This window comes from Vibrio sp. 1CM24A, assembly GCF_023161725.1.
GTDB lineage: Bacteria > Pseudomonadota > Gammaproteobacteria > Enterobacterales > Vibrionaceae > Vibrio > Vibrio coralliirubri.
The window spans coordinates 24,184-41,725 of record NZ_JALNTS010000001.1; the positions used below are offsets into that span (position 1 = coordinate 24,184).

A 17,542-nucleotide genomic window follows, 5' to 3' on the forward strand; every position below is an offset into this window, starting at 1 on the left:
GTTTGGTTTACTGAATGCACAGAGCAACGGTGCCGATGATCATAAGAACGATCGCAGCGTACCAACCGTATTGTGCGGTTTTATCAGCAACAAACACCTTAATGTAGTTGATCTCTTCATGCGCCATTGCGATGAAGTCCGTGTAGTTAATCGACAACTCACGGCTAGCTTCTTTCAGGTCTTGCTGAAGCTTGTTGAAAGACTCATCGATGAAGCCCTTTGTTTCCGAAGCTGACGGAGTAGCAGTTAACGCTAGGCTATTCCAAACAGCCATACGCGATTCATATTCGCTTTCACTGACACAATTAAGTACGCGTAAATCATACTCTCGTTTGTTACGCTCTTTACCCATTTTCTCAGGGCAAATATTTCTTAAAACGTTCACGACAAATTTTCCAAAAGGTTCATTTAGATATAGAAAAGCACTCGAAGAGCGCTCATAAACTGGGTGCGAATTAATATTCAAAAAGTGATCTATTTGAAACCGGCATAAGCGACTGCAAGGCAGAACGTTTATCTGGGAGATTTGAAGTTGGGTCAGTGGTGTTAAAGAGCGATTTGGGTCTGTCTAAATTCGTTTGAAAAGACAAACCCGTTGGGATCGCAGTGTAGTTAGGTCACTTTGGGACATCAACTAGGGTGTTTTATCCACACGACAAAGATATTTGTCGGCAAGATAAGTAGAAATGAGGTAGCGCTGGTGAGTTGCACGCCGATATTGAATCTCTGAATTGACGATGTTTTGAAAATAGAGGAGTTTTGAAAAATACAAGAGGCTAGTTGGCTTGCCATTGATTGTATTGCAGTGAGTGTCCCTTAAGCTTTTCAATAAGGCTAGTGAGAACTGGGCCATTGATGTGGCTACGAGACACCAAACAACCCACAGGAGTAATCCAACCACCATGCTCGTGCGAGACAGGTAACGCCACAAGATCACCTTTTTGAATGCTTTCCATCACCATCATTTCAGGTACATTTGCCCACCCAATATTTTGTTCAACGAGATCAATAATGGTTTTGTGATTGTTGGCATACCAAAGCATGGAGCTAATTCCGTAGGTGAACCACAGTTCGCGTTGCTTTGAACTGCGATGCACGCACTGGCGGTAACGTTTTAGATCGGAATCTTGCACAACGGGCATTTGGCTTAGTTCGTGCGTGGCAGAACTGACAGTGAGAAAGCGTGCTTGGCCAAGTAAGAAAAAGTCCATATCTACCTTAAGTTCACCATCCGCATAGATGATGCCAATCTGCGCTTTTCCACGCCTCACCATGTCCTCAACATCGAAGGTAGAAGCGGTAATGATATCGAAGTGAGTAATTGGAAATTGATCAGCTAGTGAGCTGATTATCTTTATGAAGTTCTTATCAATGATGCTCTCATCAACCGCAATGATCAGTTCATGCTCATCTTCTTGTGTTAGCGACTCTACTTTTTGATCGAAATACTTTTGCTGGTCAAGAATCGACTTAGCCACAGGCAATAATGCTTTGCCTGTGTTGGTTAAAACGGGGATGTTTTTCTCTCTATTAAACAGCTCTTGATCGATGGCGATTTCTAGGTTGGCGATCGACTGGCTGACTCCAGACTGAGCACGTTTCAGCTTGCGTGCCGCGGCAGAGAAAGAGCCACTTTCACATACAGTGACGAATACTTTTAATTGCTCAAAACTATACATGTTATCTCTTGCTCAATACAAAATTGGATATTTCACTCAGGCTATCACTAATCGTGATGGCTGTTAACTTTCTCTTATTATTTCCGATGACATAATCCTAGCTAATCCAACACATACTAGATTATTTAGAGGAATGTATGAGTACGTTAGAAAGAGTGTTCCACTCAGTGTTATTCGAAGTTTTGGCCGTAACGCTTTCAATTATAGGTTTAGCGATATTTACTGAGCACGATGTAAATGCCTTATCAGGAACCATGATAGTTGTTGCGACCATCGCGATGATTTGGAACTACTGTTTTAACCGTATTTTCGATCGTTATTTCACGGGTGAAAAATCCAAGCGTTCACTCAAGTTACGTGTTTTTCATGTCGTGCTATTTGAGGCTGGCTTGTTGATAGCGACGATCCCTGTGATGGCATACTTGCTTAATGTGGGGTTATGGCAGGCATTTTTGATGGATATCGGCGTGACCATTTTTATTACCATTTACGCGTTTGTGTTTAATCTGATTTACGATCATGTCCGAGCATTCTGGGTACGCCGAGCGGATCTAGCCGTTCAGTAATCTACCAAGTCAGTAAACACGTGTTTGACTACTAACCGTTTGTTTATTCGTTATTTTGACAGAGACATTCGGTTAGTAGGCCTAGGTAACTCGTCGTTTGTTCTGCTATCTTAAAGAAGGTGATAATTAGAGTTCTTGAAAGAACAGATTAAGAGGAAAGGATGCCAAATACCTCTCAGATAATGACAGTGGTTGATAAGAAGGAAGTAGAGCTGTTTGCGGAACTGTTCAAACATATCGATGGTGAAATCTACACCTTGTTACGCAGTGCCAAAATCCCCAATGACATTCTCACCAGCAATGACCATTACGATTACCTCCCGGAGACCACCATAAAAAATGTGGTCAAGATTATGGGGGAGTCGGCGTCGAGAGAGGAGTTCTCGTTGTTTATGTGGAGCTTTTGCAAGCAAACTTATGTACCAAGGTTTGTGGTTAAGCTAAGCCAGCAGGATTCATTGAAAAGTGCGTTAGACCAATTTGGTGAACAGTTAAAGTTGGTATCCAATGGGGCTCATGTCTATACCAAATACGCAGGTGGTAAGTGGTGGTTTGTTCGCGAGAAGCCATTTACGAACGCGCCTTGGTTTAAGTTCGCTGAATTGTTCTCTGTCATTTTCATAAACGAGCTACTTTCAGTATTAACGCAAGGACGTTGGAAGCCGTCTGAGGTTGGCATTCAAAGTGGCGATCTCGAATGTTTTCAATCTCTTCCACAAATGGGCACTGCTCAGTTTTATACGCATAGACCGGTCACTGCCTTTGAGATCCCTGAAGACATCATGCTTTCGCCGATTGTTTTACCCAAAATTGCTCAAGTACCAGATCCCACTAAGCCTTTACCTAGCTCATTTCTGAGCGCTTTTAAGCTTGTTATTAAACCTTATCTCACGATGGGGAAACTGCCAATTAGCTTGGCATCTGAGATTCTGAATATCCATGTCCGAACGATCCAGCGTCGGTTGGAAAGTGAAGGGGTGGTCTACAAAACCTTGATTGAAGAGATGGTTCTTGAGCAGGTCTTGGAGTTGCTAGAGCAGTCCGATCTATCGATCACGCAAGTGGGCGCGAAGATGGGGTATTCCGATTCTTCCCACTTTACCCGTGCCTTCAAACGACAGATGAACATGACGCCAAGACAGTACCGAAAAGAGCACAGCTAACGCCGGTAAGCAGCAGTACCAAGCTACCAGTAAGAGCTTCGGCAATAACCGCTCCGCAGCGAAACTCTAGCCAGTAAGTAAAAATTCCAGCCAGTAAGCAGAAACCGTAGCCTGAACGCATAATTATTTATTGTCACCAAATGGCCATTTATCAACCTTGAACACTGGCAGTATCACTACTAAGTTATTGAATGTTGATGAGTTGTTTTTGCCTCGATTTTTTCCCGGAATTTTGATTAGATTTTTGTGATTATCGCGGCCAATAAAAACACCTTTGAAACCTCATAACACTCATTAGTAGTTACGGAATCGTTATGGGAAGTGGACGCCACTAACAAACGGAATCAAGGTGTAAAAATGAAAAATGCAGGTTTAAAGCTCTCTGTTGTTGCTCTTTCGTGTTCATTTGCTCTTTCTGCAAATGCAGCATCAACGCTATTTACTAACGTCGATATTTTCAATGGTACAGAAAACAAACTCTACGAAGATCATCACGTACTGGTTGAAGACAACCTAATCAAACAAATCTCGGCAAACCCTATTGAAGCCGGTGAAGCTACCGTCATTGAAGGTGAGGGCAAAACGTTAATGCCTGGCTTAATCGATGGCCATGCCCACGTTATGATTAACTATAATTTTGGTGATATCGAAACCAATAAAGATCTCACCGACATCTCTATTCATGCAACGCAAGTGGCTAAGCGCTACTTAGATGATGGTTTTACAACCGTTCGTGATATGGGCGGACCTGCTTTCGGTTTGGCTCGCGAAATTGAGAGTGGCAATGTCGTTGGTCCTCGAATTTATCCGTCTGGCGCATTTATCTCTCAAACATCAGGTCACGGTGATTTCCGAGATAGAAGTGATCCCGGTTTCACGCCTAATTCGGTTGGAGATATTTCTAACTTTGAAAGAATGGGCATTGGCGCTGTAGCCGATGGTGTGCCTGAAGTACTCAAAGCGACAAGACTGAACTTACGTAATGGTGCGACTCAGATAAAGATCATGGCCGGTGGTGGTGGTTCATCTCGATTTGACCCGATTGATACAACTCAATACTCGGTAGACGAAACCTGTGCCATCGTTGAAGCAGCAAAAGATTGGAACACTTATGTTGCTGCGCATACATTCAATGATCGCTCGGTAAATCGTCTGCTTGATTGTGGCGTAAAAACCTTTGAGCACGGATTCTTTATTAACGACGATACGATGAAAAGAATTGCAAAAGAGGGCGGATACGTTGTTCCACAGATGTGGGGCCTATCGCCAGATCTAGCAAAGAACCCGCTTATGCCTGCAGAAAAACTGCCGATGGTTGCTCAGCTTCAAGAGCAGTATGGTGACTACGGTAAACGCCTACTTGAAAATAACGTGAAAGTTGTTTTTGCATCAGACTATGTAGGTGCAGATTCGGATGCCGAGAGAGCTCGTCGTTACGAAATTTACTGGAGAACACAAGCGTTTGGTAGCAACTTCGAAGTGCTGAAACAAATGACTTCTACAGCTGGTGAAATGTTAGCGATGTCAGGTCCTAGAGGCACAACCCAAGGTAAGTTAGGTGTCATCGAAAAGGATGCCGTTGCAGATATTCTACTGGTAGATGGTAATCCACTGGAAGACATGACGGTATTAGGTGCGACCACCGAGTGGTTCGACGCTGACCCTGAATACAAGACTATCGATACGATTAAATTGGTAATGAAAGATGGCGTTGTATACCGCAACGAAATGTAATCTTTGGTTTGATGTTTAATAGTTAGGTAGGGGGAATTTCTCCTCTACCTAACGTAGTTTTACGATGTTTGTGTGAGGTAAAGTGTCATGGTTATTTTGAAGCCAATTTGTTCTCTGTTTGTATTGTGTTGTTTGTCGTTTTCATTATTGGCTAGCGAAGTGAAAGTTACATACTGGGACGAGTTAGTTCCAAGCATGGAGTTGATAGAAGACCCATTTCAAAAGCTTGATCGAAATCAGATGTTTGATATGGCGACCATTGCTCGCTTTAAAGACGCGCAAACTGAAGACAGTTTTGTCGCAAGTGACGAAGCAACGCAAGAAATAATTGAAGTGACAGAGAGATTGAGAAAGCAGGACGTCGATGTTGAAGCGCTGTTTATTGCTCGTGAGCAAATTATGAAGCAACGAGAAGCGTTAGGTTCTAAACCAAATAATGAGGTTGTCGGTAGTAAGCATCGAATCCCTGGCTATATCACTCCGATTGAAATGGACGGAACTAAAGTTACTAAGTTCTTCTTAGTGCCTTCTGCAGGAGCTTGTATCCACACACCACCACCTCCAGCGAATCAATTAGTGCTGATAGATTACCCTCAAGGTATTGAATTGGTGAGCTTAATGACGCCAGTTTGGGTTGAAGGTGAGTTAACAGGGCATCAATCGAAAGAAAATGTGAATTACTCTGACGGCACAGCCAACGTGCAGTCGGTCTATGCTATGAAAGCGGACGGTATAGAACAGTATCAACCTTAGCTAATGCATCTAGTTGAATCCGATCTCTTGTTGGAAGTATCTAAATCACCCAGTGTCATCAAATGACAATTTTCAATGTGAGTAATAACTAAAATAAAACTAACTTAAAAAGCACTGGTGACATGATGAACTCAAGATTTTCTAAAATAAGTATGGCTATTGTGATGGCGGCAAGCCCAATGAGCGGCGTTGTTTACGGCGCTAACTTTGAAGGCCCAGATTCTGTTGAAAATACAATTGCAGAGCAGAAAGTACAAAAGAAATCTTGGAGGGAGTCATTAGCTGAAGATGGTTTTACTTTTGGTGCGGATTACTTTGCTTTGGGGCTGACCTCAGTGGATGGGGTCAACGGCGATAGCGTTGATGCATCGTCGGGTGTGGCACGATTATACGGCTCATGGCATCTATTCGGAAAGGACACACAGAACTCAGGTAGCTTAGTTTGGAAGGTGGAACATAGGCATGCCTATGGTGATACTGCGGCAAAAGACTATTCATTCGGCCCACTTGGCTATGTCGGTTCCATTGGCCCTGCATACAGTGACCAAGGGTTTCGTGTTACGGACTTAAATTGGAAGCAAAAAATCAACGATGGCAAAGGCACTATTGTTGTCGGTTGGCAGGATGTAACGAACTACGCCGATGTTTACGCTCTAGCAAGCCCATGGTCTGGTTTTACTAACTTGGCATTCTCGACAGGCTCTGGTGCGATGGGCTTACCTGATGATGGTGTACTTGCGCTTTCTGCTGGTCATATGTTGGGCGAGAATTTTTATATCGTCGGTGGTATCGCCGATGCAAATGGTCAGTCAGATGATATTTTTGATGGCTTTGATACCGTTTTTGGCAGCGATGCCTCTTACTTCACCACACTGGAGTTAGGCTGGACGGCTTCGCAAGAGCAGATCTACACCGATAACTTCCATGTGACGTTATGGGATTTTGGTGACGATACGCGCCACAGTAATAGCCTTGCTGCGGAAGGTGGCTCGGGCGTTAACTTCTCATGGAGCCAGTTCATGACTGATCAGGTGATGCCGTTTGTTCGTGGTGGTTTCTCTGAAGGGGATGTTGCCCTTTACGATAAGTCGATTTCTGTTGGTATGGGGTACTTTGGATTAGGAAAACCGACCAACAACCTTGGTGTAGCGCTAAACTGGGCGGAAGTGAATGGTGATTCTTTTGCAGCTGATGCGAAAGCAATAAGCGGTAGCACAGAGCAATGGACAGCGGAGATCTACTACAACATGCAGTTTGGTGACCATTTCCAAGTAACGCCTGACATCCAGTACATAAAGGATCCTGCATTCTCCAATGAAAGCAGCGCTTGGGTGTTTGGTATTAGAGCGAGAGTATTTATCTAACAGCTCTGCTTGTTAATCGCTGAAACGTAAAGAACAGATGTAAAAAGTGAGCCTTGATAGGCTCACTTTTTTGTCTTAGGTCTGAATCAAAAGCGGCTATGCTTTCTCGGCTTTGGGCGTATCATCAAGTGCGAAGTAGATCTTTGAAACAATAATCTCTGCGACCAAAATAGTGAATACCACAGCGAAGAACGCCACCACACCATTCCAAGGGCCTGTGAAGTCTACCTTGTCTCCAAATAAGATATTGATGGCTTCCAACATCACAAACTTAGAGCCCACCAAAATCACGTAACTGGATAATCCGCGATAAATCTTAGGCGCAGTCCCCGGTTTAGATTTGAAGTAATCCGCCAGCTTATGTTCTAAGCCAATAGACAGTTTGAGCAGGAGTTGTAGCAGAATCGCAGCTGCAAATGAGATGGTGAAAGACTCGATATTGACGAAGTCCCAGTATTCATCAAAAAAATTAAGAACGGTTAAATCGACGAGTACCGCAAGCGTGTATCCGACAAAGAGTCGTTGGGGCGTATTAAATCCATATACTTTTTCTATATTGCTCATCTACTTCTTCCTGAGTAAAGGGTTATAAAAAACTTAGGAGTTAATCCTATAATTTTCAACCGCTTATTGTTTTATATGCGAAACAGGTCTTAAAGTCAGTTTGGCGCATTATGGTAAGTAAGGGTTTTAAGAATGATCCAAGATAAGACTCCAATTTAGACAGAGGCGCATATGATTATTCATTTTAGAATCCAAGACGTAGAAGAACTTTGGGGAGCCATCGATTTAGCAACGCTCTTGCAGTTGGAACTGAGAGCAGTATCAACCACACCGTTAACTCTCTGATTGAATTAGTTAAGTTACCAATTACACTTAAAGCATAAGTTTGAATGGAGTCAACTTAATGCTTTCACCCCTATCGCACTATCCCCGTTATATTATTCTGCTCTTAATGGGCCTCAGTTCTTCCTCGGCCTATGCATCCAATGAATTGATTCAGAACCGCTTAGAGAAGATATTTTCTGTGTCAATTGCGCTGACTGACAGCGATGCCATTTCAATTGGCTTTGTGGATTTTGATCCTAATTCGTTTATCAACTTAAACGACAGTGGTTTTGGATCCGATAAAACCATCGATACTCGAAGCCAAGTGAGTGTGGGCTCCATCCCTTACTCTTCCGTGATTAAAACGGATGACCCTGACTTTGAGCTTATTTGGTCTGTGCGAGGGTCTTATGCGCTTTCTGAACAGGATATTGAGATCTCATCAGATGTGACTCCTGACCGTCGTGTTAACCCAAATGAAGACTCGGTATTGGGCCTGTATGGCTTTTTTGGAGGGCAAAACCATTTAAACCAACATTGGTCTATCGCCTATGGCTTAGGCACTCACTTGCTCTATTACCGCAATAAATACGAATACAACAACAGCTACTCTCAAGCATTTCAATCTCAGCTAGACGGCTACGCGTTGAATACATCAGCATGGGCGCTTGTTGCAGAACCTTCAGTCAAACTTCAATACTTGCAACCAAAGGAGTGGGGCAGTTGGAATGTGTCTTCAAGAGTTCGTTACTTTTATGGAACAGGCTGGGGAGAAGCGAACGATGGCGATATCGGTAACCCAGAAGGGATGCGATTCATTAATGAACTAGAGTTTAGGCAAAATGTAGCGCTCGATGCTTGGTCGCTGAATAACCCTCAAATCCACTATAACTTAACAAGAATCGATGTCGCGGGTGATTTGACGGCTCCTTTAGATACGCACTATTACTATGAATTTGGGGCAGGATTAGTATTTGATGTGCCTTATGACTCTTACTTTTTTGACAACTTCGGGATTGGAATTAACTTCAATTATGGCAGCTCACTCAGTGGCGGTAGCTTGCTATTCTTACTCAACAATTAGCATAAGTTGTTGATCTTCAAAGTACTCATATAATTTGAATTTGTATGTGTCGTAAAATGGTAAATATCTTAATCAAAACTTAGCCATCATAGTCATTCGCCCATCACCAGAGCAAACTATGAACAAGTTAAGTTATGACCGAAAAATGCCGCTATACGTGGTGTCTGCACTTGTCCTCAATATGGCATTTAGCTTGTGGTTGCTGAGTATTGCTTCTACGCCAGCCATGGTTTTTTCGGTGTGCGCCTTGTTTTTACTTAGCACTCTGATTACCGCACGCCTTTATCGACATGAAATGGCTCAAAGTAAGAATAACTTGTCGGAAGCGATTATTGATGGTGTCGCAGGTTTTATTGTCCTCGATAGTCAATTGAGGGTTATACAAGTCAATCAACAGTTCTCTCGGGTTTCAGGTTATGCCTTTGACCAAGTTGAATCTCGTCCGATTTCTGATCTCTGTTTTATGAATAACAGCAGTCTCATTGCGACCATTACTCGCTCACTGAAGGAAAACCAGAGATGGAAAGGTGAGTTGAGTGGCGTCAGTCGACTTGGTGAGCAGTTTACCGTAAACGTTGTGGTGGAAAAGCTAACTGAAATTCTGCCGCACAATAACAAGTACGTGGTGACCTTTACGGATATTAGCCGACGCAAGATATTGGAGCGTCGATTAAGAATGCTGGTGGAAACGGATTCACTGACAGGGTGCTGGAATCGACGCCGTTTTGATAACGACTTAAAACATTATTCAAACCTGGCAGAGCGTTATGGTTACACGCATTCCTGTTTGGCGTTGATCGATTTAGATCACTTCAAGGCTATCAATGATAATCATGGTCATGACCAAGGTGATTCAGCGCTGAAAGAGGTCGCTGAACTGTTGAGAGATAACAGTCGAGACACCGACATCGTCGCGCGAGTCGGCGGCGAGGAGTTCGCTATCTTAATGCCCGAAACCAATTTGGCAGAAGCGTTTGAGGCGATGTATCGATTGAAAGAAGTGATTACCAAAGGAACAACATTGAACCTGACTGTGAGCAGTGGTGTGTCTGAAATACAGGCGCAAGCCGAAGCGACCTATCGCAGTGCAGATAAGGCACTTTACCGCGCTAAAGGTAACGGGCGAAATAGAGTGTGTAGCTCTAGCCCAGACTGTGCTACTCCAATTGCCCTTGGTTAGATGCAGGCCGTGCTTGGTTGATCAATCGAGCGGAGCCTATGCCGAGATTGAGCGTTGGTAAATCTTCGGCGTAAGGCCAGACACACGTTTAAACGCACGAGAAAAATGCGAGATGTTGGTGTAACCGAGTTGGCTAGAAATGTAAGTCAGCGTGTGGCCTTCTTCCATCAGTTCGCAAGCTACAGAAAACATCAGGTTCTCTTTGATCTTTCGATAAGTGGTGTTTTCGTTCTTGAGTTTGCGTTGGAACGTTCGCACTGAAAAGTTGAGGAGCTCTGCCGCCTCTTCAAGAGAGAGGTCTTGTTCTTTCATGTACGGCTTTAGAAGCTCATAAATACTATCGGTAAAGCTGGTATGCCACTCAATAAGTGTCGGTTTTGTACTGAGGTCTTTAGACGTAAGACGGATTGGGAGTTGTAAGATCTCATCAGGAATCTGCACAGCAGTCGACGAATGATCAACAAACAGTTGGCAGTTACTTGATACCAGTGTTTTGACGACATCGATGTCATGCCCTTGCAAGCGAACCTTAGTCGGTAACCATGGTGATTGCGACAAAATGGTTATTAACTCGATGATATAAATAACAGCGAAAGCTTCGCCCCATTGAAACATAGGCGAGTTGTCTTCCGGTGCTGTGCGGCAAAACCAGCTCTGACCGTGTTCTTGGATAAACTCGACTTTGCTGCCTGGTGAATCATAGGCAAAGATTGAATTGATCTGTTTTAGTGCATCACCAATGGTTTCGAATTCGGTAAATTGATGCAAGACATTTGGGATTATTCGACGTCGAAATGCGAGTCCTAGAATATCGGTGAACCGAGAAACACCAAGTTGTGCGGATGTCAGATAAATCAAACGTTTAATCGATTCTGATGGCACGAAATCGCTTTCTGATTCGATGAGATCGGGCGGCAAACCAGAATCTTTGAGCAAAAGGTGAAGGTCGAGACCATAGTCAGAAAAAACCTGAACCAGAATTTTGGCGTAGTTCGTTTGAATTACCGGGACTTGGTAGTGACTAGAGCTCATTAGAATACAATCCTGTATATATTGTCGCATTATTAGACGTGCATATCATTTGCAACGTTTTGTTTACTAAATCTAACCCTATTTACTTGAGTTTTCCATTACCGGGTTTATTTTTAAAGTATTAATTTTGTTGATGTTAGTTATCTAGAAGGGAGTCCCATGTCAGAAGTCAACGGGAATACGCAAGAAGCCAAGGAAGAAGTTGGCCAGCAAGAAAATGGAAAAGACAAAGTAAGAAAGGTCACCAACTACTTACTGTTGTTCGTGGCGTTCATGTTGATCTTCAGTATTATTTCAGACCGCATCATTCCTATTACTGATAATGCTCGTGTAAAAGGTTATATCGTTCCAATCAAGCCTGAGGTGTCGGGTAAAGTACTCGATATTCTTGTTCAACCTAACCAACTCGTTAATCAGGGCGACAAGTTAGCCATTTTAGACGAGTCTGATTACCAAATAGCCGTACAACAAGCTGAGCAAAATTTAGAGATTGCAGGCCAAAATGTCGGCGCGCAAACCGCGAGCATTGCTTCAGCACAAGCGAAACTCACCTCAGCCATTGTTGAAAGACAAAACACCAAACTGCAAGCTAAGCGTGTTTTAGAGATGGCCGATAAAGGTGTCGTTTCTAAATCAGATGCAGATAAAGCGCGAGCAGCATTAGCAACGTCTCGTGCAGCGGTTGTGAATGCAGAAGCTGACCTTGACCGTGCTAAGAAACAAATGGGTAAAGAAGGCGAAGAAAATAGCCAAGTGAAAGCGGCGTTGCTGGCACTTGAACAAGCTCAATTGAACCTAGAGCGCACCGTGATTACCGCGCCGACACAAGGTGGTGTTTCTAACTTTAGCCTGTCTGAAGGGTTTTATGCATCGGCAGGGCAAGCAATCATGACCTTTGTTTCAACCGAAGATATTTGGATTGAAGCTTATTATCGAGAGAACAGCCTAGGTAATGTAACGGTCGGTGATGAAGTTGAAGTGGCGTTAGATTTCGCACCGGGCAAAGTGGTAAAAGGGCGCGTAAGTAGTATCGATTGGGGTGTTGATTGGGGGCAAAATGACCAAGCAGGTAAGCTTGCTCAAGCTAGCCAACAAACGGGTTGGTTGCGCCAAACACAGATGCTTCCTATCACCATTGAATTTGATAATGAAGAAGTGACAGGCATGCTCCGAGTGGGTGGCCAAGCGGATGTGATTGTTTATAGCGGTGATAACTTTGTGTTCAACGCGATAGGCAAGGTATGGATTCGTTTGATTAGCGTATTGTCTTATGTCCGATAAGCCGATTCCTGACCAACAAACACAGCAACGGATCCTGCGATTTACGGTCGGGGTCACGTTAGCTGTTTTCTTGGCGGCGTGGATAAACTGGCCACTTGCGTTTGTGGCGCCGGTGTTCACAGCTAAGTTCTTAATTGATAAACCAAATCTCCATAAGGAAACGGTCTACGAATTGCTCTTGGCCGTTGTGGTGACAATGGGGTTAGGTTTATTGCTGTCGCGAGGAATTACCCATTACCCAATCCCATTGCTGATTTTAGTGGGGCTAATGATGCTTTGGGGCTACTACTTGTTTGTCGACCCAAAATGGAACCTGTTCGCCACCATACTGTTGATTGCGGTCTTGATGTTGCCATTCATGGCGATTGATAACCCTGGCGTTTCAGTCATGCTGGCCTCTGGCTTAGCGACCTCTGGTGTGGTTTCAGTCATGCTTTTTGCGTTAGTGCATGTGTTTTTCCCTGAGCCTAAATCGGCGTTCTCTGGCTTCGCTGCTGCGCCACTCGAAAAGAAACAGCGTTGGTATGCGGCCTTTAGGGCGATGATTATCTCCTATCCAGTGGTGTGTTTTTTCTTTATTTTTCAAATATCTGAAGCTTTACTGACAATGATGTTCATTGCGTTGTTATCGTTGATGATTACGTCAGAGAAGTCGATAAAGTTGAGCGCTTTTCTGGTGATAAGTAACGGTATCGGAGGATTGCTGGCGATTGCTGCTTTTTCAATTCTTTCCATAGTACCCAACATTGTCTTCTATTCTTTGTTTATAGGACTTATTGCCATTCTTATGGCTACCAAGATCTACACGGTTCCCGAAAAAGCACCTATTTTCGCCACTGCATTTAGTACGTTGCTCGTACTTGTTGGTAGCACATTGATGAGCTCCGGTGACATCGATAGCAACACCCTTATACGCATATTCCAATTAGTGTTAATTGGCATATATATGATTTTGGCTTCTCTATTCCTAGAAACACGGAATTGGAAGTTCCTACAAAATCAGCCTTAATTTTGTTTAACAAGGACGTCTCATGAAGTTAACCGATGATTTTTCAAAACAGGCGATAGACGCTGCCATCAAGATCGCAGCGATTGCCATGCTCGTGTATTGGTGTTTTTCGATTTTGCGCCCATTCATTCTTTTGGTGATATGGGGGGCGATCATTGCGACTGCGTTGTATCCAGTGGCGGTCGCAATTTCAAATAAAACCGGGATGTCGAAAGGTAAAGCCAGTGCATTGCTGAGCTTTATTGGTGTGATTCTTCTATTTATTCCTTTGGCGGCGCTTTCTTCTGGTATCTACACCAGCGCGACTGACCTGATGACAGGGCTTCAAGATGGCACATTGTCATTGCCTAAACCGAAGGAGTCTTTACAAGATATTCCATTAATAGGGGAAAAGGTTTATTCAACCTTGGTTGCCGCCTCAAACAATATTGAAGGCACTTTCATAAAGTATGCAGATGAAGTTAAACAGTTCGCGACGAAAGCCGCTTCTGTTCTTGGCTCTCTAGGTGGCGGCTTTATTCAGTTCATTATCTCCACCATCATTGCTGGTGCATTCATGAGTAATGCCGATAAATGCAAAACCGGCGTGACTCACTTAGTGGCGCGTTTGACGGGCGGTAAAGGTGAAGAATTGGTAGAGCTCTCTAAATCGACCGTGCGAAGTGTTGTGCAAGGTGTGATTGGTGTGGCTGTGATTCAATCCATGATGTCGGCAATCGGTTTGGTGATTGCAGGCGTTCCAGCAGCTGCGTTTTGGGCGCTAGCTGTGCTGCTCATTGCGATAATCCAACTTCCACCGATTCTCGCTCTATTACCGGCGATCATCTACATGTTCAGCGTTGAATCGACATTGGCGGCGAGCTTGTTCTTAGTGTGGTGTATTTTGGTGAGCGGCAGTGACGCTATCTTAAAGCCAGTATTGCTGAGCCGTGGCTCTCACATTCCAATGTTGGTTATTCTATTGGGCGCGCTGGGCGGCATGGCGATGTCAGGCATCGTCGGTCTGTTTGTCGGTGCTGTGATACTGAGTTTAAGCTATGAGCTTATGATGGCGTGGCTTGGACTTGAAGAGAAAAACCAAGAAGAAACTGAGGAAAAACCTGCAGAGGTCGAGGAAAAATAGATGAAGCCAGTCTCTAAAGACGACAACTTCTACTTCTTATTCTATGCACTGTTGGTGTTGTTTTTTGGTTGCGCGGTGATGCAGCAGTTTTATCCGCAAGGCCAAAAAACAATCCTATTTCTTATCATTATTACGTTGGCGAGTTCAATTGCAGGTATTCATAAAGAGCGAGCCTTGTATCGCTCTTGGTACGGACTGTTATTGATTACGGCGCTCGTGTCTGGTGTGTTTTCGTTTTTGGAAGGTTATAACCTGTCGATAGTGACGCTATCGGCGCTGGCTGTGTTTTTGTTTTCACACATTTACTCAGCGTTGAAGCAGGTGATGAAAGCAAAAACGGTGACGCCTAATCACATCATCGGCTCAATCTGTATCTACTTGTTGTTAGGGTTTGCTTGGTCGACCATCTACTTGTTAATTTTAGAGATCTTTCCGAATGCCTTTAACGGGTTAGAAGAGCAAGTCTGGCTGACAAACTTGTTCAATGCGATGTACTTTAGCTTTATCACCTTGACCACGGTTGGTTACGGCGACATTTCACCAGCACTGCCTATTGCTCAGTTTTTCGTGTTTATGGAATCCATTATCGGCAGCTTTTACTTAGCTATCATGGTGGCGAGTTTGGTGAGCATTCGCCTCGCACAATCTCAGTCCCAATAGAGCATTTACAAATAATAGAGCACATACAAACAAGCCCGGCAATCACCGGGCTTGTTCTATTTTATGTGCTTCAAAGTCTGTTTAATTTTGAACTCTGTGTGGCGATGAACCTTAAGCTTCAGTGCCTTGAATCTTCTCTAATTCAGCGATAGTCGTTTGCGATACAAGCTGACCATCCATGTAATAGGTAACGTTTTGACCGTCTTTGATGCCCGTTAAAGTCGCCGTTTCACCAGACGTATAGACGATGTCCATTTGAATCGTGTTTTCGTCGATCTTAATCATCTCACCCGTTTCAATGGTGCGATTGTTTGAAATTGGGCCGACAGGGGCTTCTTTCAGGCTTGGGTCCAGCTCATCGTTCACTTTGAAGTGAGTGTCTGTTTTTGTATCAAATACGTGTGGTGAACCGCTGATAGGGTTTTTACCTGTCCAGAATTCAAGTGAGTTGAATACCACATAGTCTGCTGCGGTTGTAATACCGTATACAGGCGCTAATAAGAAGTTTACACCTGCACGAGCATAGCGGTTATCGACAACTTCAACGTTAAATTTCATCACTTTCCCTGTTACGGCGTTACTACCGATACAACCAGTTAGCGCAGAAGCCAAAACCGTTAGTCCTACAATTTTAAGTGCAATCTTTTTCATTTTAGTACCTGTATAAGTTAGAAGTCTGTTTCGTTGGAACAGGTGTAGTATGGTTTTTATTCGATGGTCAGTTTTACCATTTAGCGCCACTGACGATATAAAATGCACTCGGACTTTTGGTATAAAGCTAGGTATAAAACTGGGCACAAAAAAAAGCGCGACCTAATAGGGCGCGCTTTGGGGTATTTAGATAAGTCGTAATGAAAACAACCACTCCAATATAGAATTACTTCATCACGTAGGTATAAGCCGATACGACAAGCCAGCGGAAAAATCGAAATAAAAGGGTAGTGGCTTTAAAGGCAAACTTGGCAATGGATACCATTGCTTCTGCACCAATGCTTACGCACTTATGCAAATCGGATTCTTTGTATTCTGAATAGGTCATCTGTTCTCTCATTTCTCGCGGTTGTCTTTCATATGTAAGTAACGACTCCTGTCTGGCGATATACCCTGAGCGCGTAATGTACGAACTTTCACCGATAGAGATTTACCATTTCATGCCATATGGATTAATAACTAGGCAAAAGGTAAAGAGTTGGGAGAATTTAACGGCATAGCGAGGTGTAACCTATCAAGTTACCGAAAAAACGAGGGTAATAGTGGTATGATCGCGGGCTCAGCACCATAAGTGATAAAGAATAGGAAACAGAATGACTCACCTTACCGAGCAGCAAGAAGCTGCAATGGCGACGTTTAAGGGAAACTTACACCTTCCAAACGGTGGTTTTCATAAACTGATTATCGAGCTAAGTAAGGAGTATCAGCTGCCTTTCCAAAAGGTGCGAGCGGTTTTAAAGAAAGCTCAAAAAGACGTTGAACGCCAAATACGAGAGGACTTTACCAGCGTTGATGACACAGTACTTAGCCAAGCGAATTGGGTAAACATCATTAAGTCGAAGCTTGTTGAGTTAGCGGAAGAAAACCAAACGGTTATGGATAAGCTGCAACAAAACCTGAAGTATCAAAAAGTGTTGTCGGCAACCGAGGGTTCAATCGCAAGTGAAGACGAACGTGACGAGTTGATTGAAGAGTTGATTCAAGCTTATGAGAAAGAGGTGTTCAAACCGTTACTGGCGATGCTGCATACAACAAAGCTGTATTGGAAGTTAATGCTGGTGGATGAGACATGTAAGATGAATGAGGAGAATCGTGAGAAATTCAGTGATTACCCTCAACACATGCAAGCTGCAGAACACTTATATACTCTTGATCAGAAGTTAAGGTCGATGCCGTTAACTGATTAGTCCATGAATGCACTGATAATGACTCATTGGTGATTCAGAGTTCGATATAAGTTGGTCTCGATAGAAGTACGATAACCTAGCTAGCGTTAGCCGCGTGTGAAATGCAAAAAGGGCTAGGTTTCTGATCTGTTTTACTTCTACTCTATTTTGTTCTGCTAGAGCGAATTGAGGGTGACATCTTTTACATC

At 43.6% G+C, this 17,542-nt stretch carries 18 protein-coding genes; 12 read left to right on the top strand and 6 right to left on the bottom strand.

The window, feature by feature from the left end; all coding sequences use genetic code 11:
* Positions 1-7: 7 nt before the first annotated feature.
* Positions 8-352: a hypothetical protein gene (locus tag MSG38_RS00120; protein ID WP_048659932.1), complete on the bottom strand. Its 345-nt coding sequence runs from the start codon at positions 350-352 to the stop codon at positions 8-10.
* A gap of 424 nt (positions 353-776) precedes the next feature.
* Positions 777-1,679, bottom strand: coding sequence for a LysR family transcriptional regulator (locus MSG38_RS00125; RefSeq protein WP_248400664.1), 903 nt, complete (start codon positions 1,677-1,679; stop codon positions 777-779).
* Positions 1,680-1,816: 137 nt separating this feature from the next.
* Here MSG38_RS00125 and MSG38_RS00130 point away from each other — a divergent pair, with 137 nt between their 5' ends.
* From MSG38_RS00130 to MSG38_RS00150, 5 genes are all read left to right on the top strand, one after another.
* On the top strand, positions 1,817-2,245 hold the full coding sequence (locus tag MSG38_RS00130) for a PACE efflux transporter (protein WP_213865367.1): 429 nt from the start codon (positions 1,817-1,819) through the stop codon (positions 2,243-2,245).
* Between the two features lie 182 nt (positions 2,246-2,427).
* Positions 2,428-3,408, top strand: a complete 981-nt coding sequence (locus tag MSG38_RS00135) for a helix-turn-helix transcriptional regulator (protein WP_348983497.1) — start codon at positions 2,428-2,430, stop codon at positions 3,406-3,408.
* Between the two features lie 357 nt (positions 3,409-3,765).
* Entirely contained in the window at positions 3,766-5,142 is a 1,377-nt protein-coding gene (locus tag MSG38_RS00140) for an amidohydrolase family protein (RefSeq protein ID WP_248382519.1), read from the top strand.
* An 87-nt stretch (positions 5,143-5,229) separates the two neighbouring features.
* The gene (locus MSG38_RS00145) at positions 5,230-5,895 is read left to right on the top strand and encodes a DUF3299 domain-containing protein (protein WP_248400668.1); all 666 of its coding nucleotides are present in this window, start codon (positions 5,230-5,232) and stop codon (positions 5,893-5,895) included.
* 164 nt (positions 5,896-6,059) lie between these two features.
* Positions 6,060-7,259: a carbohydrate porin gene (locus MSG38_RS00150; protein WP_248401070.1), complete on the top strand. Its 1,200-nt coding sequence runs from the start codon at positions 6,060-6,062 to the stop codon at positions 7,257-7,259.
* Positions 7,260-7,355: 96 nt separating this feature from the next.
* Here MSG38_RS00150 and MSG38_RS00155 read toward each other — a convergent pair whose 3' ends face one another.
* Positions 7,356-7,823, bottom strand: a complete 468-nt coding sequence (locus tag MSG38_RS00155) for a hypothetical protein (RefSeq protein ID WP_004731619.1) — start codon at positions 7,821-7,823, stop codon at positions 7,356-7,358.
* A gap of 343 nt (positions 7,824-8,166) precedes the next feature.
* On the opposite strand from MSG38_RS00155, the gene MSG38_RS00160 reads away from it, so the two are divergent.
* Positions 8,167-9,171, top strand: a complete 1,005-nt coding sequence (locus MSG38_RS00160; protein ID WP_059020730.1) for a Solitary outer membrane autotransporter beta-barrel domain — start codon at positions 8,167-8,169, stop codon at positions 9,169-9,171.
* Positions 9,172-9,289: 118 nt separating this feature from the next.
* On the top strand, positions 9,290-10,351 hold the full coding sequence (locus tag MSG38_RS00165; RefSeq protein WP_248400670.1) for a GGDEF domain-containing protein: 1,062 nt from the start codon (positions 9,290-9,292) through the stop codon (positions 10,349-10,351).
* A 36-nt stretch (positions 10,352-10,387) separates the two neighbouring features.
* Here the strand turns inward: MSG38_RS00165 and MSG38_RS00170 are convergent, their stop codons facing one another.
* Entirely contained in the window at positions 10,388-11,383 is a 996-nt protein-coding gene (locus tag MSG38_RS00170; RefSeq protein ID WP_050644271.1) for a helix-turn-helix domain-containing protein, read from the bottom strand.
* A 159-nt stretch (positions 11,384-11,542) separates the two neighbouring features.
* Here MSG38_RS00170 and MSG38_RS00175 point away from each other — a divergent pair, with 159 nt between their 5' ends.
* From MSG38_RS00175 to MSG38_RS00190, 4 genes are read left to right on the top strand one after another with little or no spacing between them, the layout of a single operon-like run.
* On the top strand, positions 11,543-12,664 hold the full coding sequence (locus MSG38_RS00175) for an HlyD family secretion protein (RefSeq protein WP_009844846.1): 1,122 nt from the start codon (positions 11,543-11,545) through the stop codon (positions 12,662-12,664).
* On the top strand, positions 12,654-13,673 hold the full coding sequence (locus tag MSG38_RS00180) for a DUF2955 domain-containing protein (RefSeq protein WP_048606138.1): 1,020 nt from the start codon (positions 12,654-12,656) through the stop codon (positions 13,671-13,673). The genes MSG38_RS00175 and MSG38_RS00180 overlap by 11 nt, the downstream gene beginning before the upstream one ends.
* Before the next feature lie 22 nt (positions 13,674-13,695).
* Complete coding sequence (locus tag MSG38_RS00185) at positions 13,696-14,796, top strand: AI-2E family transporter (RefSeq protein WP_048606140.1); 1,101 nt, start codon at positions 13,696-13,698, stop codon at positions 14,794-14,796.
* On the top strand, positions 14,797-15,456 hold the full coding sequence (locus tag MSG38_RS00190) for a potassium channel family protein (protein WP_017064414.1): 660 nt from the start codon (positions 14,797-14,799) through the stop codon (positions 15,454-15,456).
* 111 nt (positions 15,457-15,567) lie between these two features.
* Here MSG38_RS00190 and MSG38_RS00195 read toward each other — a convergent pair whose 3' ends face one another.
* Positions 15,568-16,107 (bottom strand): DUF3332 domain-containing protein, encoded by a 540-nt coding sequence (locus tag MSG38_RS00195; RefSeq protein ID WP_017061899.1) that lies wholly within the window; start codon positions 16,105-16,107, stop codon positions 15,568-15,570.
* 226 nt (positions 16,108-16,333) lie between these two features.
* Positions 16,334-16,495, bottom strand: coding sequence for a hypothetical protein (locus tag MSG38_RS00200; protein ID WP_019820087.1), 162 nt, complete (start codon positions 16,493-16,495; stop codon positions 16,334-16,336).
* 265 nt (positions 16,496-16,760) lie between these two features.
* Here MSG38_RS00200 and MSG38_RS00205 point away from each other — a divergent pair, with 265 nt between their 5' ends.
* Positions 16,761-17,354, top strand: a complete 594-nt coding sequence (locus tag MSG38_RS00205) for a hypothetical protein (protein WP_050632976.1) — start codon at positions 16,761-16,763, stop codon at positions 17,352-17,354.
* The last annotated feature ends 188 nt before the right edge of the window (positions 17,355-17,542 follow it).

Bases quoted from the DNA above. Each gene is read 5' to 3' on its own strand.
- MSG38_RS00195 (WP_017061899.1), bottom strand. From the start codon at position 16,107: ATGAAAAAGATTGCACTTAAAATTGTAGGACTAACGGTTTTGGCTTCT.
- MSG38_RS00135 (WP_348983497.1), top strand. From the start codon at position 2,428: ATGACAGTGGTTGATAAGAAGGAAGTAGAGCTGTTTGCGGAACTGTTC.
- MSG38_RS00160 (WP_059020730.1), top strand. From the start codon at position 8,167: ATGCTTTCACCCCTATCGCACTATCCCCGTTATATTATTCTGCTCTTA.
- MSG38_RS00205 (WP_050632976.1), top strand. From the start codon at position 16,761: ATGACTCACCTTACCGAGCAGCAAGAAGCTGCAATGGCGACGTTTAAG.
- MSG38_RS00185 (WP_048606140.1), top strand. From the start codon at position 13,696: ATGAAGTTAACCGATGATTTTTCAAAACAGGCGATAGACGCTGCCATC.
- MSG38_RS00190 (WP_017064414.1), top strand. From the start codon at position 14,797: ATGAAGCCAGTCTCTAAAGACGACAACTTCTACTTCTTATTCTATGCA.
- MSG38_RS00130 (WP_213865367.1), top strand. From the start codon at position 1,817: ATGAGTACGTTAGAAAGAGTGTTCCACTCAGTGTTATTCGAAGTTTTG.
- MSG38_RS00155 (WP_004731619.1), bottom strand. From the start codon at position 7,823: ATGAGCAATATAGAAAAAGTATATGGATTTAATACGCCCCAACGACTC.
- MSG38_RS00150 (WP_248401070.1), top strand. From the start codon at position 6,060: ATGGCGGCAAGCCCAATGAGCGGCGTTGTTTACGGCGCTAACTTTGAA.
- MSG38_RS00200 (WP_019820087.1), bottom strand. From the start codon at position 16,495: ATGACCTATTCAGAATACAAAGAATCCGATTTGCATAAGTGCGTAAGC.
- MSG38_RS00170 (WP_050644271.1), bottom strand. From the start codon at position 11,383: ATGAGCTCTAGTCACTACCAAGTCCCGGTAATTCAAACGAACTACGCC.
- MSG38_RS00140 (WP_248382519.1), top strand. From the start codon at position 3,766: ATGAAAAATGCAGGTTTAAAGCTCTCTGTTGTTGCTCTTTCGTGTTCA.
- MSG38_RS00180 (WP_048606138.1), top strand. From the start codon at position 12,654: ATGTCCGATAAGCCGATTCCTGACCAACAAACACAGCAACGGATCCTG.
- MSG38_RS00145 (WP_248400668.1), top strand. From the start codon at position 5,230: ATGGTTATTTTGAAGCCAATTTGTTCTCTGTTTGTATTGTGTTGTTTG.
- MSG38_RS00175 (WP_009844846.1), top strand. From the start codon at position 11,543: ATGTCAGAAGTCAACGGGAATACGCAAGAAGCCAAGGAAGAAGTTGGC.
- MSG38_RS00165 (WP_248400670.1), top strand. From the start codon at position 9,290: ATGAACAAGTTAAGTTATGACCGAAAAATGCCGCTATACGTGGTGTCT.
- MSG38_RS00120 (WP_048659932.1), bottom strand. From the start codon at position 352: ATGGGTAAAGAGCGTAACAAACGAGAGTATGATTTACGCGTACTTAAT.
- MSG38_RS00125 (WP_248400664.1), bottom strand. From the start codon at position 1,679: ATGTATAGTTTTGAGCAATTAAAAGTATTCGTCACTGTATGTGAAAGT.